Source organism: Halomonas hibernica, from assembly GCF_013183775.1.
GTDB classification, from domain to species: Bacteria; Pseudomonadota; Gammaproteobacteria; order Pseudomonadales; family Halomonadaceae; genus Vreelandella; species Vreelandella citrativorans.
The window spans coordinates 40,925-56,935 of the sequence record NZ_VIFN01000012.1 but is presented as its reverse complement, the minus strand read 5'-3'; the positions used below and the strand labels follow the sequence as shown (position 1 = coordinate 56,935).

At 55.3% G+C, this 16,011-nt stretch carries 11 protein-coding genes; 2 read left to right on the top strand and 9 right to left on the bottom strand.

The annotated features are described in order from the left end of the window. Nucleotides 1-8: 8 nt before the first annotated feature. The 4 genes from alaS to FKN99_RS15240 all read right to left on the bottom strand — a co-directional run bounded on the left by alaS (nucleotide 9) and on the right by FKN99_RS15240 (nucleotide 4,939). The gene (gene alaS / locus FKN99_RS15255) at nucleotides 9-2,618 is read right to left on the bottom strand and encodes an alanine--tRNA ligase (RefSeq protein WP_172118676.1); all 2,610 of its coding nucleotides are present in this window, start codon (nucleotides 2,616-2,618) and stop codon (nucleotides 9-11) included. A gap of 170 nt (nucleotides 2,619-2,788) precedes the next feature. Continuing rightward, the gene (locus FKN99_RS15250; RefSeq protein ID WP_172118675.1) at nucleotides 2,789-3,250 is read right to left on the bottom strand and encodes a regulatory protein RecX; all 462 of its coding nucleotides are present in this window, start codon (nucleotides 3,248-3,250) and stop codon (nucleotides 2,789-2,791) included. Nucleotides 3,251-3,255: 5 nt separating this feature from the next. Then, nucleotides 3,256-4,317, bottom strand: coding sequence for a recombinase RecA (gene recA / locus FKN99_RS15245; protein ID WP_087107947.1), 1,062 nt, complete (start codon nucleotides 4,315-4,317; stop codon nucleotides 3,256-3,258). 88 nt (nucleotides 4,318-4,405) lie between these two features. Further along, a complete protein-coding gene (locus FKN99_RS15240) occupies nucleotides 4,406-4,939 on the bottom strand; it encodes a CinA family protein (RefSeq protein WP_172118674.1) in 534 nt (177 codons plus the stop codon). Between the two features lie 148 nt (nucleotides 4,940-5,087). On the opposite strand from FKN99_RS15240, the gene mutS reads away from it, so the two are divergent. Then, a complete protein-coding gene (gene mutS / locus FKN99_RS15235) occupies nucleotides 5,088-7,676 on the top strand; it encodes a DNA mismatch repair protein MutS (RefSeq protein ID WP_172118673.1) in 2,589 nt (862 codons plus the stop codon). Between the two features lie 157 nt (nucleotides 7,677-7,833). Continuing rightward, nucleotides 7,834-8,157, top strand: a complete 324-nt coding sequence (gene fdxA / locus FKN99_RS15230) for a ferredoxin FdxA (RefSeq protein WP_087107940.1) — start codon at nucleotides 7,834-7,836, stop codon at nucleotides 8,155-8,157. A gap of 168 nt (nucleotides 8,158-8,325) precedes the next feature. On the opposite strand, the gene FKN99_RS15225 is transcribed toward fdxA, so the two are convergent. The 5 genes from FKN99_RS15225 to FKN99_RS15205 all read right to left on the bottom strand — a co-directional run bounded on the left by FKN99_RS15225 (nucleotide 8,326) and on the right by FKN99_RS15205 (nucleotide 16,005). After that, complete coding sequence (locus FKN99_RS15225; RefSeq protein WP_172118672.1) at nucleotides 8,326-9,717, bottom strand: L-cystine transporter; 1,392 nt, start codon at nucleotides 9,715-9,717, stop codon at nucleotides 8,326-8,328. A 645-nt stretch (nucleotides 9,718-10,362) separates the two neighbouring features. Continuing rightward, nucleotides 10,363-11,652, bottom strand: coding sequence for a phosphopyruvate hydratase (gene eno / locus FKN99_RS15220; RefSeq protein ID WP_087107936.1), 1,290 nt, complete (start codon nucleotides 11,650-11,652; stop codon nucleotides 10,363-10,365). Nucleotides 11,653-11,709: 57 nt separating this feature from the next. Then, nucleotides 11,710-12,573, bottom strand: coding sequence for a 3-deoxy-8-phosphooctulonate synthase (gene kdsA / locus FKN99_RS15215; protein WP_087107934.1), 864 nt, complete (start codon nucleotides 12,571-12,573; stop codon nucleotides 11,710-11,712). Nucleotides 12,574-12,584: 11 nt separating this feature from the next. After that, the gene (locus FKN99_RS15210) at nucleotides 12,585-14,240 is read right to left on the bottom strand and encodes a CTP synthase (protein WP_172118671.1); all 1,656 of its coding nucleotides are present in this window, start codon (nucleotides 14,238-14,240) and stop codon (nucleotides 12,585-12,587) included. Nucleotides 14,241-14,586: 346 nt separating this feature from the next. Then, nucleotides 14,587-16,005: an FAD-dependent oxidoreductase gene (locus tag FKN99_RS15205; protein WP_172118670.1), complete on the bottom strand. Its 1,419-nt coding sequence runs from the start codon at nucleotides 16,003-16,005 to the stop codon at nucleotides 14,587-14,589. Nucleotides 16,006-16,011 lie beyond the last annotated feature (6 nt).

The window sequence follows — 16,011 nt, the reverse complement described above, 5'->3', positions numbered from 1 at the left end:
CTTTGTGATTAGCTAAGTATGTTTTCCAGCCACGCGGGGACGCTACTTAACGCGCCAGCCAGCGCTTCTGGCTGACTGCCACCCGCCTGCGCCATATCAGCACGACCACCGCCTTTACCGCCAACTTGCGAGGCGACATGGTTAACCAGCTCACCGGCTTTAACGCGCTCGGTCAGGTCTTGAGTCACGCCTGCAATCAGGCTGACCTTGCCCGCCGCCTCATCGGCAACGCCCAGGATAATAACGCCAGAGCCAATCTTGTTTTTAAGTTGGTCAAGCACGCCACGCAGATCCTTACCGGATACTCCCTCCAACTGAGTCGCCAGCAGCTTAACGCCGCCGATCTCCTGCGCCTGGCTCAGCATGTCGCTACCCGCAGCGCTTGCCAGCTTAGCCTTCAACTGCTCAAGCTCTTTTTCCAGGCTGCGATTACGCTCGACCAATGACTCTACGCGGGCTTCCACCTGCTCGGGCTTGGTTTTCAAGCGATCACCCAACCGCTGCACGCGCGCTTCCTGCTCGCGGAAGTAGGCCAACGCATTCTCGCCGGTAATGGCTTCGATGCGCCGCACGCCAGAGGCAATACCTACTTCACTGACGATATGGCAGCAGCCGATATCACCACTTCGTGCAACGTGAGTACCGCCACACAGTTCAATCGAAAAGCCGTCAGCACCGATCGTCAATACGCGAACATTTTCCGCATACTTGGCTTCAAACAACGCCGCAGCCCCTTTGGCCTTGGCTTGCTCCAGGCTCATCTGCTCAACGTACGTCGGCGCATTAGCAAGGATCTGCTCGTTAACCAGACGCTCCACCTCTGCCAACTGATCAGCACTCAGAGGCTCGAAGTGGCTGAAATCGAAGCGCAGACGTTCAGCATTTACCAGTGAGCCTTTCTGCTGCACGTGATCGCCCAACACCATGCGCAAGGCTTTGTGCAGCAGGTGGGTGGCCGAGTGGTTGCGAATGGTCGCAGAGCGCAAGCTGGCATCAACCTCGCCACGAACGCTGGCCCCCACGTTCAACGTGCCTTCTATCATCACGCCTTGGTGCAGATGATGACCGTTCTGCTTTTGTGTATCGGTAACTTCGAAGCGGCCGCCCTCTACGTATAAGTAGCCGGTATCGCCCACCTGGCCGCCCGATTCACCATAAAACGCGGTACGGTCTAATACGACAGTGCCTTTCTGGCCTGCTTCCAGCGCGACAAGGGCGTTGCCTTCGCTATCCACAATAGCAGTTACCGTGGACTGATCTTCAAGCTGGTCATACCCCGTAAACTGGGTTTCGCCATCCAGCTCAATAGAGGCGCTGTAGTCGGCGCCAAACTGGCTGGCCGCTCGGGCACGCTCGCGCTGAGCGTCAAGCTCGCGCTGGAAACCAACTTCATCCAATGTCACACCGCGCTCACGGCAAACATCCGCCGTAAGGTCAAACGGGAAACCGTACGTGTCATACAGCTTGAACACGGTTTCACCCGACAGCACGTTGCCATCAAGCTCCTCAAGCGCGGTATTCAATAAGCCCATGCCGTGGTCCAGCGTGCGCGCAAACTGCTCCTCTTCTTTCAGCAGGATACGGGCAATTTGGGCGCTCGCCTCACGCAGTTCGGGATAGGCATCGCCCATCTCGGCATCCAGTGCATCCACTAGGGTATAGAAGAACGGCTTGGTGGCGCCCAGCTTGTGACCATGACGAACCGCTCGACGGATAATGCGCCGCAGCACATAACCACGGCCTTCATTTGAAGGCAGTACGCCGTCGGCAATTAAAAACGCACACGAACGAATATGGTCCGCAATAACGCGTAGTGAAGGCGTTGCCATATCGGCATGCCCGGTCGCCTTGGCGGCCGCCTGAAGCAAATTCTGGAACAGATCGATTTCGTAGTTGGAGTGCACGCCCTGCATAACGGCCGCTACCCGTTCAAGCCCCATGCCGGTATCAATAGAGGGCTTGGGCAGCGGGTTCAGCGTGCCCTGGGCGTCGCGATCGAACTGCATAAAGACCAGGTTCCAGATCTCAATGTAGCGGTCGCCATCTTCGTCAGCGCTGCCGGGAGGACCACCCCATACGTCAGGGCCGTGATCAAAGAAGACTTCTGAGCTGGGGCCGCAGGGGCCGGTATCGCCCATTTGCCAGAAGTTATCTTCATCCAGCCTGGAGAAGCGCTCCGGGTCGATGCCGATTTCATCTTTCCAGATGCGCTCGGCCTCGTCATCGCTAATATGCACGGTGACCCACAGCTTCTCTTTAGGCAGGCCTAGCGTTTCGGTTAAAAACGTCCACGCAAATCGGATAGCGTCCCGCTTGAAGTAATCACCAAAGCTGAAGTTACCCAGCATCTCAAAAAACGTATGGTGGCGTGCGGTATAGCCAACGTTATCCAGGTCGTTATGCTTACCACCGGCACGCACGCAGCGCTGAGATGAGGTGGCACGCACATAAGGGCGTGGGTCACGGCCAAGAAACACATCTTTGAACGGCACCATGCCCGCGTTGGTAAACAGCAATGTCGGGTCGTTACCTGGCACCAGAGAGCTTGTGGGCACAATGGTATGCCCTTGCTCTTCGAAAAAGGATAAAAAGGCCTGTCTAATCTCTGCGCTTCTCATAGGGTATCCGTAACAATAAAGCATGATGCCCCAGGGCGCTGTCGCCGCTACCCGCTGGGGTCGCAAAAGCGCCATTATAGCGCAGTTGTCTAACGACTAAAGCGGCAGTTAATGGCTAAGAGCTAAAGACGTCAGAAATCGATAACCCACAATAGTGATGAAAGAAGGCTTTACAGGCAAGAGAGCGCGTAACGAATTTGTTCAAAATCGAAGCCTCGTGACGCTAGAAAGCGCTCTCGTTTGGCCCGCTCTTTGGGGGATTCACCGGGGGAGGAAAAGCGTCGCGATAAGGTATCACTGGCCAGTTCAAACCAATCGACACCTTCATTCTCTTCTACGGTAGCGAGGGTTTCTGCCACTATTTCCTGGCTGATGCCGCGTTGACGCAGCTCGCCTTTAATCCGTATCACGCCCTGACCGCGCATAATGCGTGAACGGATAAAGCTTTCAGCAAAGCGGACGTCTGACTGAAGCCCCTGCTCTTCAAGGGTGTCCAGGCACGCCTCAATGTCAGCGGTATCAACGGCTTTTTGTTTTAGCTTTTGCGCTATCTCAGCGCGAGAGTACTCGCGCCGAGATAGCAGCTGTAGTGCGATGTCGCGTGGGGTGGCATCACGTGACGAAGCAAACATAAGCGTTACAGCAGGTCGTCGTCAGCATCGGCGGCAACATCAGCAGCCGATGCCTCTTCTTTCTTGGGGTCAGGCTTGGCAAGCAACTGTTCGCGGATCTGGCTTTCGATCTCCTCCATAATGGCCGGATGCTCTTCCAGGTACTGAGCCGCATTTGCCTTGCCCTGACCGATTTTGCTGCCTTTATAGCTATACCAGGCACCCGCCTTGTCGACCAGGTTGCACTGTACGCCCAAGTCGACCACCTCACCGGCATGGTAGATACCCTTGCCGTAAAGAATCTGGAACTCGGCCTGACGGAACGGCGGTGCTACCTTGTTTTTAACTACTTTAACGCGCGTTTCGTTACCGGTGACTTCATCGCCCGATTTCACCGAGCCGGTGCGGCGAATATCCAACCGAACACTGGAGTAGAATTTCAGTGCGTTACCGCCTGTGGTGGTTTCCGGGCTACCAAACATAACGCCGATTTTCATGCGAATCTGGTTGATAAAGACCACTAAACAGTTGGCGTTTTTAATATTACCGGTGATTTTACGCAGCGCCTGAGACATCAAACGTGCTTGCAGGCCTACGTGGGTATCCCCCATCTCCCCTTCGATCTCCGCACGCGGAGTAAGCGCTGCCACGGAGTCGATAATAATCACGTCAACGCCGCCTGAGCGCACCAGCATATCGGTGATTTCAAGCGCCTGTTCACCCGTGTCTGGCTGGGAAACCAGCAGATCATCGAGGTTAACACCCAGTTTTTCCGCATAGCTTGGATCAAGCGCATGCTCGGCATCAACAAACGCACACACCTTGCCCTGCTTCTGTGCTTGAGCAATCACGGAAAGCGTCAGGGTGGTTTTACCGGAGGATTCAGGGCCAAAGATTTCGACTACTCGGCCAAAGGGTAATCCTCCAATGCCAAGCGCAATATCCAGCCCCAGCGAGCCAGTGGAGACTGACGGCATCACAACGCGAGGCGCGTCACCCAAGCGCATCACCGTGCCTTTACCAAACTGACGATCGATCTGACTAAGTGCGGCGTTTAGCGCTTTCGTACGGTTGTCATCCTGAGCCATGCAAACACCCTCATCACAGACTGTATAATTAACCAGTATTATGCCAAAAATTCGTCGCTAAACAAATCCTCAACGTGGTTTTTAACGATTATTTCTCTTCCTGACCCTCAGCCAGCATATCCAGGCGCGCCACCAGCCCTGCCAACGCCTCGCGAACGGCCTGCTCGCGTACCGCTTGGCGATCACCGGGAAAATGAAAACATTCGGCGTCCTGGTGATTAGCATCGCCCCAGGCCAACCACACCGTACCCACCGGCTTTTCATCGCTGCCGCCCCCGGGGCCTGCCACACCACTGACCGCCACGCCCAATTGCGCGCCGCTATCACGGCAGGCACCGGCCACCATGGCATTCACCACCGCTTCACTGACAGCGCCATGGGTGTGTAGTGTAACGTCTGAGACACCGATCAGCCGCGTTTTAGCCGCATTAGCATACGTCACGTAACCCGTTGTGAAGTAGGCCGAGCTGCCTGCAGCCGAGGTGATCGCACTGGCAATGCCGCCACCGGTACACGACTCTGCCGTGGTCACCTCTATATCCAACTGCTGGCAAAGCTTTCCAAGCCGCTGCGCCAGCAGGGACAAATCCAGATTTTTTAGGCTCGTTATGCTGGGCGTCATGGTCGCTCCTTCATGTAAGATATCAGTCAGCGTAGAATACTGCGTTTAGCTTTCTCAACGAAATCGCTCAAAGAACGTATTTAACGCTTTTATTTAATGAACATGCCGTAAGCGAAATGCGCTTACGCCACGCTCAATCAGGACGCCCATGTCACAGGCCATCCCCCCCAATACGCCCATGATCACGCAGTATTTAAAGATCAAACGCGAACACCCTGACGTCCTTCTGTTCTACCGGATGGGGGACTTCTACGAGCTGTTTTTTGATGATGCCAAGCGCGCGGCTGCGCTGTTGGATATCACGCTTACTCAGCGTGGCCAATCGGGAGGCAAACCCATTCCGATGGCGGGCGTTCCTTATCATAGCGCCGAAGGCTACCTGGCCCGCTTGGTGGCTACCGGTGAATCCGTGGCCATTTGCGAGCAAATTGGTGACCCGGCAACCAGCAAGGGTCCGGTTGAACGGCAAGTCGTGCGCATCGTAACACCCGGCACACTGCATGATGAGGCGCTCCTGGATGCCCGGCGCGACAACGTGCTGGTCGCGTTGGCACCCGGCAGCGACCGCTGGGGGCTTGCGTGGCTTGAGCTATCCAGCGGGCGTTTTAGCGTGCTGGAAGTCGAGAGCGAAGCCGAAATGCTTGCCGAGCTGACCCGCCTTTCACCTGCCGAACTACTGGTGCCTGAGAGCCTGACGCTGCCCGACGTGTGGTCGCAGAAGCGCAGCTTGCGTCGCCAGGGCGAGTGGCTGTTTGATTTGGAAAGCGCCAATCGCAGCCTGTGCGACCAATTTGAAGTTCAGGACCTGCGTGGGTTTGGCTGCGCCCACCTTACCACCGCTTTGGTGGCCGCCGGGGTACTGATTGACTATGCCCGAGATACCCAGCGCTCGCGCTTGCCCCACGTAACGGCACTCAGCGTTGAAAACCGTGATGATGCGGTGGTCATTGATGCTGCCAGCCGACGTAATTTAGAAATCGATATCAACCTTGGCGGTAGCACGGACAACACGCTTGCCAGCGTACTGGACACCTGCACCACCGCCATGGGGTCGCGGCTTTTAAAGCGCTGGTTGAATCGCCCCCTACGCCAGCGTGAAACCGTGCAGGGCCGCCAAGCGGGGGTGGCACTTTTAAGCCTCGACGCGGCATACATGACGCTACGCGACACACTCAATGATGTGGGTGATGTAGAGCGTATTTTGGCCCGCGTCGCGCTCTATAGCGCCCGCCCACGCGACCTGGCCCGCTTAAGAGACGCCCTTAATACGTTGCCAGCACTTGAGCAGCAGTTAGGTGGCGTAGAAAGCGGCAGTACGCTGGATAATTTGCGTCCGCATATTCGCCCGTATCCGGATATCGCCGACCAGCTGAGCCGGGCGTTGATCGAGAACCCGCCGGTGGTGATCCGCGATGGCGGTGTGATTGCCGATGGCTATGATGCCGAGCTTGACGAACATCGCGGTATGGCCGAAAACTCTGGCAGTTACCTGGTTCAACTGGAGCTACGTGAGCGTGAGCGTACTGGCCTTGCCAACCTCAAGGTGGGTTACAACCGGGTGCACGGCTACTTTATAGAGCTACCCCGCTCCCAGGCCCAGCAAGCACCGGCTGATTACATCCGCCGCCAAACGCTGAAAAATGCTGAGCGGTTTATTATCCCCGAGCTCAAGGAGTTTGAGGACAAAGCGCTTTCCGCCAAGTCACGCGCACTGACCCGTGAAAAGTGGCTGTATGAGCGCCTGCTAAGCGAACTCAACGAACATCTCATGGCGCTACAAAGCACTTCCCGGGCGCTTGCCGAACTTGATGTACTGTGTGCATTTGCCGAACGTGCCGATGCGCTTAACTGGGTGCGCCCGACCCTGAGCGACGCGACCGGCATTAGCATTACCGCTGGCCGCCACCCAGTGGTAGAACAAGTCAGCGACAAGCCGTTTGTGCCCAATGACGTTGTACTTTCGCCTGATCGTCACATGCTGATTATTACCGGCCCCAATATGGGCGGTAAATCGACCTATATGCGCCAGACCGCCTTGATCGCGCTGCTAGCCCATAGCGGTAGCTTTGTGCCTGCCGATGCGGCTGAGGTTGGTCCTGTCGACCGGATATTCACCCGCATAGGCTCCTCGGATGACCTTGCCGGTGGGCGCTCCACCTTTATGGTCGAGATGACCGAAACGGCTAATATCCTGCACAATGCCACAGAGCACAGCCTGGTGCTGATGGATGAAATCGGCCGGGGCACCAGTACTTTCGACGGACTTTCCCTGGCCTGGGCAAGCGCTGAGCACCTGGCGCAGGCGCAGGCACTGACGCTCTTTGCTACACACTACTTTGAAATGACCGCCCTTCCCGAGCAGGCCGAAGGCGTGGAAAATATTCATTTAACCGCTACAGAGCATGGCGATAGCATTGTGTTTATGCATCGCATTGAGGCAGGCCCGGCCAGCCAAAGCTACGGCTTACAGGTCGCCCAACTAGCTGGTGTTCCAAGCCACGTTATCAAGCGCGCCCGTGAAAAGTTGATTGCCCTGGAACAGCGCGATGTAGACACCCATCAGGCGCGCCCAGGCCCGGCACAACAGGCCCCTGCCAATAGCCCGTCACCCCAGCAAAACGATCTCTTTGCCAGTGCGCCACATCCAGTTTTAGAAGCACTGGAGCGTGCCGACATTGATGATTTATCGCCCCGCGAGGCGCTGGCGTTGGTCTATCAATGGCGAGATTTGTTGTAACCGGTGCAAGAGAAGATAGCCAAGTGCTTGCCGTGAGGTATGGGCGCCACTAGAATGTCGCCCATACTTTTTAGCTTATAAGAAACAGCCGTTTTATAACCATTCATGATTGACCTATGACCGGGACCTCCCCCGGTCCCGCAAGAGGGATAGCGCGATGACGTTTGTCGTTACCGAAAACTGCATCCAATGCAAATACACCGACTGTGTAGAAGTTTGCCCGGTCGATTGCTTTTATGAAGGCCCCAACTTCCTGGTGATCCACCCGGATGAGTGCATTGATTGTGCGCTATGCGAGCCTGAGTGCCCGGCCGAAGCCATCTTCTCAGAGGATGAGCTGCCGGATGGGCAAGAACCGTTTATCGAGATCAACGCTGAGTTGGCTGAAGTGTGGCCCAACATAGCTGAAAAGAAAGATGCCTTGCCGGATGCCGAAGAGTGGGATGGCAAGAGCGGCAAGATCGACAAGCTGGAGCGATAACACAGCACGCTTTTTGTACCGTGTCGTTAGCCATCGGCTTAAAAACCAGCGTCCGCGCTGGTTTTTTTATATCTGCTTGCCCCGTCTCTTCAAGGATAACGCACTCGACAAACGCAAAAAGCCACCCGAAAGGCGGCTTTTTATAGTTTGCTTAACTTGCCGGTTGGATTACGCTGCTTTCGGCTCGTCCAACTGGTCATCGTTGGAAGCAAAAATAGCCGCGTCGTGCTGCTTGAGCAAACGACTGGTCACCGTACCCGCCGTCATTGAACCATTGACGTTGATGGCGGTACGGCCCATATCAATCAACGGCTCAATCGAGATGAGAAGCCCCGCCAAAGCAATCGGTAGGTCAAGCGTTGAGAGCACGATGATCGCGGCAAAGGTTGCCCCGCCGCCAACACCGGCAATGCCGAAAGAGGCCAGCGTCACGACCAGTACCAGCGTTGCCAGAAACTCCAGTGAAAACGGATCAATCCCCACCGTGGGCGCAATCATCATGGCCAGCATGGCCGGATAAAGCCCCGCGCAGCCGTTTTGGCCGATGGTCGCTCCGAAGGAGGCGGAAAAGTTGGCAATCGCAGGGGGTACGCCAATGCGGTCTACCTGCGCCTCGATATTCAAAGGAATCGTGGCCGCGCTTGAACGTGAGGTAAAGGCAAAGGTGAGTACCGGCCAGACCTTCTGAAAATAGCGTTTGGGGTTAACCCCAACGCCCATCAAAAATAGCGCATGCATGACCAGAATAAGTGCCAAGCCAACGTAGGAGGCAACGACGAATCCGAGCAGATTAAAGATATCGTTGAGATTCGACGTAGAAACCACTTTGGCCATTAACGCCAGTACCCCGTAGGGCGTAAGGCGGATCACCATGCGCACCAAACGCATGATCCACTTCTGCACAATATCGATGCCTTCGATAAGCTTGTCGCCAATCACTGCATTTTCACGCTTGATGCCCAGAGCGGCCAAGCCGAGAAACGTCGCAAAGATCACCACACTGATAATGGAGGTGGGTCGTGCGCCCGCTAAATCCTGAAACGGATTGCTGGGAATAAACGAGAGCAGAAGCTGTGGGATGGTCAGATCTGCCACCTGAACACTACGCTCGACAATCGCCTGGCCGCGCTCCAGCTCGCGAGCGCCTTGTACCAGCCCCTCGGCAGACAATCCAAACAGCTGGGTCATGCTAATGCCGATAACGGCAGAAATCGCCGTTGTCAGCATGAGCATACCAAGTACCCCCAGGCTAATCTTGCCCAGCGCACTGGCATCATGTAAGCGCGTAACAGCAGATAAAATGGTCACCAGCACCAACGGCATAATGATCATTTTTAACAGTTGGACATAGCCACCGCCCACCAGGTTTACCCAGTCGATGGTGCCCTCAAGCACCTCTGAACCGGCGTATCCCCATTGCAATAGCGCGCCAAGCACTACCCCAACGACCAGGCCTGCAAGTACCACGCGAGACAGGCTGGCACCACGCCGCTGCCAGCGCGCCAGCAGTGCAATCGCCAGTATAAAGACCAACACGTTGATCGCAATCAACCCATGCATGTAACGCACCTCCTGAATAACAAAAAACGGCACATCAACGATGTACCGTGTGACAAGCGCAGCAGCAGAAGCATAGCCTGCTAATTCTGCGGGCCATGGTAAGTAATAGCGAAGAAGAATAAAAATGGATTTTACTTATAACCTAGGAATCATTTGGCTGGTTGCGTCGGCCGGTTGTAATAAACACCGGGAACAACCCTCTTGCCAGGTATTCAACGTACGTAGGTATAAAACGTAAGCACAAAAAAAGGCGACCCTTAGGTCGCCCGCTCCAAACACTTCCTCTGACCGCTCCATGTGTCAACTTCCTCAGGCCACTTCCCTACCGAAATTCACCTCAGTGTGTCATTCGGTGGGCCTGTTTACACCCCATTGCGTTGCATTCTGTCTAAAGCATCCCTGCCTCCCCTATCCTGAATGCATTGTGGCAGATAACAACGTCATCTCAAGGCGGCCTATAACAAAAAGGGCAAGCCTAAGTGGCCTGCCCTTCAATAAAAAACAACTTAAAATCAATTAGATAAACTTAAATTAGACGAAAATTTTCTACTTTTCCTACCCACGTCGAGCGATTTTCGTCGGTTTTTGTAGGACATGTCTTACAAAATCTTGAGACATTTCTTACAAGACAGCTAACAAATCCCGTTATTGGCCCTTGATAGCCTTCAAGCCGGGATAAGCGACATCGCCAAGTTCTGACTCAATCACCAACAAGCGGTTATATTTGGCAACCCGGTCAGAGCGGCATAAGGAGCCGGTTTTAATCTGGCCTGCACAGGTGCCCACCGCTAAATCAGCAATGGTGGTGTCTTCTGTTTCACCAGAGCGGTGCGAAATAACCGCAGTAAAGCCTGCATCCTGAGCCATCTTGATGGCGTCCAGCGTTTCAGACAGCGAACCGATTTGGTTAAACTTGATCAAAATCGAGTTACCAATCTGCTCGTCGATACCGCGCTTAAGAATTTTGGTATTGGTAACGAACAGATCGTCGCCCACCAGCTGCACTTTATCGCCCAGCTTGTCGGTGAGGGCTTTCCAGCCATCCCAATCCGACTCATCCATACCGTCTTCAATAGAGACAATCGGATAGTCCTCGCACAAGCCCGCCAGGTAGTCAGTAAAGCCTTGTGCATCGTAGCTTTTACCTTCACCGGAAAGATTGTACTGGCCATCCTTGTAGAACTCAGACGACGCGCAGTCGAGTGCCAGCGTGACATCACTGCCTAGCGAATAACCAGCATCCGCCACCGCCTGCTTGATAACAGCCAAGGCATCCGCATTGGACGCCAAGTCAGGGGCAAAGCCACCCTCATCGCCCACAGAGGTAGACAGGCCTTTGGCAGACAGTACCTTCTTCAGCGCGTGGAAAATTTCAGCGCCCATACGCAGGCCTTCACGGAAGTTTTTGGCGCCGACCGGCTGCACCATAAACTCCTGAATATCCACGTTGTTATCCGCATGCTCGCCGCCGTTGATGATGTTCATCATCGGCACGGGCATGCTGTACTGACCTGGCTGACCGTAAAGCTCGGCAATGTGTGCATAAAGCGGCACGCCCTTGGCGTTAGCCGCGGCTTTAGCGGCCGCCAGCGATACCGCGAGAATTGCATTCGCACCCAGAGTGGCTTTGTTGTCAGTGCCATCCAGCGCCAGCATGGCATCGTCCAGACCACGCTGATCGCGCGCGTCCATACCAAGCAGCGCCTCACGGATTTTGCCATTGACCGCATCGACAGCTGTCAGTACACCTTTGCCGAGATAGCGTGCTTTGTCACCGTCACGTAGCTCAAGCGCTTCACGCGAACCGGTCGAAGCACCGCTGGGTGCGCAGGCTTCGCCCGTTGCCCCACTTTCAAGGCGCACACGCGCTAGCACCGTCGGGTTACCGCGTGAATCGAGTACTTCCAGTGCACTGATATCTACAATTTTGGTCATGACAGTCTCCTTGGTTGGCGGTCTATTAGAAGGTTATGTATCGCATGATGGCCGCGATCAGCGAATGGTCAACGGCGCAAAATTTTTCACCAATGAATCAAGCTGAGATAGCTGCGTTAAAAATGGCTCAAGCTGGTCAAGCGGCAACGCACAGGGACCATCGCACTTGGCGTTATCCGGATCAGGATGCGCTTCTAAAAACAGCCCCGCAAGCCCGACGCCAACGCCTGCACGGGCAAGCTCGGCGACCTGGGCACGCCGCCCATCCGCACTATCAGCACGCCCGCCGGGGCGTTGCAGCGCATGGGTAACATCGAAGAACACTGGGTAGCCGGTCTGCTTCATATCGCCAAACCCGAGCATATCGACAATCAGGTTGTTATAGCCAAAGCTTGAACCGCGCTCGCACAGCATCAGGCGATCATTACCGGCTTCCTGAAACTTGCTGAGGATATGGCGCATTTCATGAGGCGCCAGAAACTGCGGCTTTTTGATATTGATCGCCGCACCGGTTTTAGCCATCGCTACCACGAGATCCGTCTGACGTGCCAGGAAAGCAGGCAGCTGAATAATATCCGCCACTTCTGCCGCTTGGGCCGCCTGCCAGGGTTCGTGGACATCGGTGATGATCGGCACGCCGTAACGCGACTTAATGTCAGCGAGTATCTGCAAGCCTTTCTCGATACCTGGACCACGGTACGAATGAATCGAGCTGCGATTGGCTTTGTCAAAGCTTGCCTTAAATACATAAGGCATGCCGAGCTTTTGCGTCACGCTAACGTAGGCTTGGGCGACTTCATCGGCAAGTTCTGCCGACTCCAGCACATTCATGCCTCCCAGCAACATGAGAGGCAAAGAATTGCCGGCGGTTAGGCCGGCAATGTTGATATGACGCTCTTGGAAAGGTGCTTGAGAAGACATTGGCTTCCCCCTTATTCCTGAGGTGTCGTGTGAGTTCTGGTCCGCGCTGTTTTGTACTCAAGCGCTGCGTTCACAAAACCCGAGAAGAGCGGATGCCCGTCACGCGGAGTGGAGGTAAACTCCGGATGGAACTGACACGCCACGTACCAGGGGTGATCCGCAAGCTCAACCATTTCGACCAGCGACTGATCGACACTTTTACCCGAAATCACCAGGCCGGTTTTTTCCAGCTCATCAATAAACTGGTTATTGACCTCAAAGCGGTGACGGTGGCGCTCGACAATCTCATCAGAGCCGTAGGCTTCGCGTGCTTTACTGCCCGAGGTCAGGTGGCATACCTGGCCGCCCAGGCGCATGGTGCCGCCCAAATCGGACGCCGCATCACGCAGCTCGATTTTACCTTCAGCGTTCAGCCATTCAGTAATCAGGCCGACCACCGGGTGCTGAGTATCGTGGGTAAACTCGGTGGAGTTGGCATCTTTCCAACCCGCCACGTTACGCGCAAACTCAATCACCGCTACCTGCATACCTAAGCAGATGCCCAGATAAGGCACGTTATTTTCACGCGCAAACTGGGCGGTCAGAATTTTGCCTTCCACGCCGCGCTCACCAAAGCCGCCAGGTACCAGAATCGCATCTTTACCTGCCAGACGCTCCGTGCCGTGGCGCTCGATGTCTTCAGCGTCGATGTAGTCGACGTTGACCTTGATGCGCCCTTGAATACCAGCGTGGATCAGTGCTTCATTAAGCGACTTGTACGCATCCAGCAGTTCCATGTACTTACCGACCATGGCGATGCTGACCGACTTCAGCGGGTTCAGCTTGGCATCCAGCACTTTTACCCACTCGGAAAGATCAGCAGGCTCGGCTTCCAGACGCAGCTTGTCGCACACGATATCGTCCAGGCCGTGCTCGTGGAGCATCAACGGAATGCGATAGATCGTATCGGCATCCTGAAGCGGAACGACCGCACGCTCTTCAACGTTGGTGAACGACGCGATTTTGCGACGCTCGCTCTCTTCAAGCTCAACTTCGCTACGGCAAATCAGAATATCCGGCTGGATACCGATAGAGCGCAGCTCTTTAACGCTGTGCTGAGTCGGCTTGGTTTTCGTCTCACCGGCTGTCTTGATATAGGGCACCAAGGTCAAATGCATGAACAGCGCGCGGTTAGCGCCCAGCTCGCTGCGAATCTGACGGATGGATTCCAAAAACGGCAGCGATTCGATATCGCCGACCGTGCCACCAATTTCCACCAGCGCCACGTCAAAGCCTTCGCCGCCGGCATAAACGCGCTGCTTGATTTCATCAGTGATGTGCGGAATTACCTGCACCGTGCCGCCCAGGTAATCACCACGGCGCTCTTTGCGCAGCACGTGCTCGTAAACACGGCCAGTGGTGAAATTATTACGCTGGGTCATCTTGGTACGAATAAAGCGTTCGTAGTGGCCAAGGTCCAGATCGGTTTCGGCGCCATCCTCAGTGACGAACACCTCGCCGTGCTGGAACGGGCTCATGGTGCCCGGGTCCACGTTGATGTACGGGTCGAGCTTGAGCATGGTGACCTTAAGGCCGCGGGCCTCTAAAATCGCCGCCAGCGAGGCCGACGCGATGCCCTTGCCAAGAGAGGACACAACGCCGCCGGTCACGAAGATATATCGTGTCATGGAAAACCTGTCGAAACGTGATCAAAAGGCGTAACAGAAAGCCACACCAGGATGGGACGACAGAATAGCAGACTACGCCCCAAGGCTCAATTTGAACTATCAATATCGGATAAGCCATAGCTTCCGTTTTGGGCATCGCCTCCAACAATCGCTGGCTGAAGCCTGCTCCCACAGCCATTACGCCACCATCACCATTGTGGGAGCCCAATTTATTGGGCGATTCGGCATATTGCCGATGGAAGGCGACAAGCCTTCCCTTAGTCGCGGCGCCACATTCAACAATCGCTGGCTGAAGCCTGCTTCCATCCACCATGAGCAGGCCGTAGCAGCACGGCCTGCTCATCGCTTAAACGCCCAGGTAGTTCATGATGCCTTCTGCCGCTTGGCGCCCTTCATAGATAGCGGTCACGACCAGGTCGGAGCCGCGCACCATATCGCCACCGGCAAAGATTTTTTCATTGCTGGTTTGGAACGCGTACTGACCGTGCTCGGGGGCTTTCACCAGGTCACGCTCATTCAGATCAATCCGCGAACCTTCAAACCAGGGCGCAGGGCTTGCCTGAAAACCAAATGCCACGACCACGGCATCGGCGACAATAGTCTCTTCAGAACCCGGCACCACCTCAGGACGGCGACGGCCATTTTCATCAGGCTCGCCCAAGCGAGTGCGCACCACTTTGACGCCTTCGACCTTATCTTCGCCCACCACCGCCACAGGCTGGCGGTTGAACAGAAACTCGACGCCCTCTTCACGTGCGTTGGTCACCTCACGGCGTGAACCGGGCATGTTCTCTTCATCACGGCGATAAGCACAAGTAACGCTCTCAGCGCCCTGACGAATAGAGGTGCGGTTACAATCCATGGCGGTGTCACCACCGCCAAGCACCACAACGCGCTTGCCTTCCATTGAGATGTAATCGCTGGGATCTTTTTCAAACCCAAGGCAGCGGTTGACGTTGGCGATCAGAAAATCGAGCGCCTTGTACACGCCGGGCAGGTCTTCACCGGGGAAGCCGCCTTCCATGTACTTATAGGTTCCCATACCCAGGAAAACCGCGTCGTACTCCTGAAGCAGCGTGTCGAACTCGATATCCGTGCCGATTTCAGTGTTCAGACGAAACTCAATGCCCATTTCCTCGAACACCGCCCGGCGACGCTCCATGACGTTCTTTTCAAGCTTGAACTCAGGAATGCCGAAAGTTAGCAGGCCACCGATTTCCGGGTACTTATCAAACACCACAGGTTTGACGCCGTTGCGCGCCAGAATATCGGCGCAACCAAGCCCGGCAGGGCCTGCGCCTACAATGGCGACTTTTTTATCTGTCCACACGACCTTGGACATGTCCGGGCGCCAGCCCATGGCAAACGCGGTATCGGTAATGTACTTCTCAACCGAGCCGATGGTGACCGCACCAAAGCCGTCGTTAAGCGTACAGTCGCCTTCACACAGCCGGTCTTGCGGGCAGACGCGGCCACACACTTCCGGCAACGAGTTGGTCTTGTGCGACAGCTCCGCAGCTTCAATGATGTTGCCTTCCACCACCAACTGCAGCCAGTTGGGAATATAGTTGTGAACCGGGCATTTCCACTCGCAGTACGGGTTGCCGCAGTGCAGACAGCGGTGCGCCTGGCTTGCCGCATCCGTGGGTTTGAACGGCTCGTAAATCTCGGCGAACTCTTTGGCACGCGTATGGGCGGCTTTTTTCTGTGGGTCCTGACGACCCACATCAACAAACTGGAAATCGTTGTTTAAACGGTTAGCCATGATATT

Bases quoted from the DNA above. Each gene is read 5' to 3' on its own strand.
- alaS (WP_172118676.1), bottom strand. From the start codon at position 2,618: ATGAGAAGCGCAGAGATTAGACAGGCCTTTTTATCCTTTTTCGAAGAG.
- FKN99_RS15250 (WP_172118675.1), bottom strand. From the start codon at position 3,250: ATGTTTGCTTCGTCACGTGATGCCACCCCACGCGACATCGCACTACAG.
- recA (WP_087107947.1), bottom strand. From the start codon at position 4,317: ATGGCTCAGGATGACAACCGTACGAAAGCGCTAAACGCCGCACTTAGT.
- FKN99_RS15240 (WP_172118674.1), bottom strand. From the start codon at position 4,939: ATGACGCCCAGCATAACGAGCCTAAAAAATCTGGATTTGTCCCTGCTG.
- mutS (WP_172118673.1), top strand. From the start codon at position 5,088: ATGTCACAGGCCATCCCCCCCAATACGCCCATGATCACGCAGTATTTA.
- fdxA (WP_087107940.1), top strand. From the start codon at position 7,834: ATGACGTTTGTCGTTACCGAAAACTGCATCCAATGCAAATACACCGAC.
- FKN99_RS15225 (WP_172118672.1), bottom strand. From the start codon at position 9,717: ATGCATGGGTTGATTGCGATCAACGTGTTGGTCTTTATACTGGCGATT.
- eno (WP_087107936.1), bottom strand. From the start codon at position 11,652: ATGACCAAAATTGTAGATATCAGTGCACTGGAAGTACTCGATTCACGC.
- kdsA (WP_087107934.1), bottom strand. From the start codon at position 12,573: ATGTCTTCTCAAGCACCTTTCCAAGAGCGTCATATCAACATTGCCGGC.
- FKN99_RS15210 (WP_172118671.1), bottom strand. From the start codon at position 14,240: ATGACACGATATATCTTCGTGACCGGCGGCGTTGTGTCCTCTCTTGGC.
- FKN99_RS15205 (WP_172118670.1), bottom strand. From the start codon at position 16,005: ATGGCTAACCGTTTAAACAACGATTTCCAGTTTGTTGATGTGGGTCGT.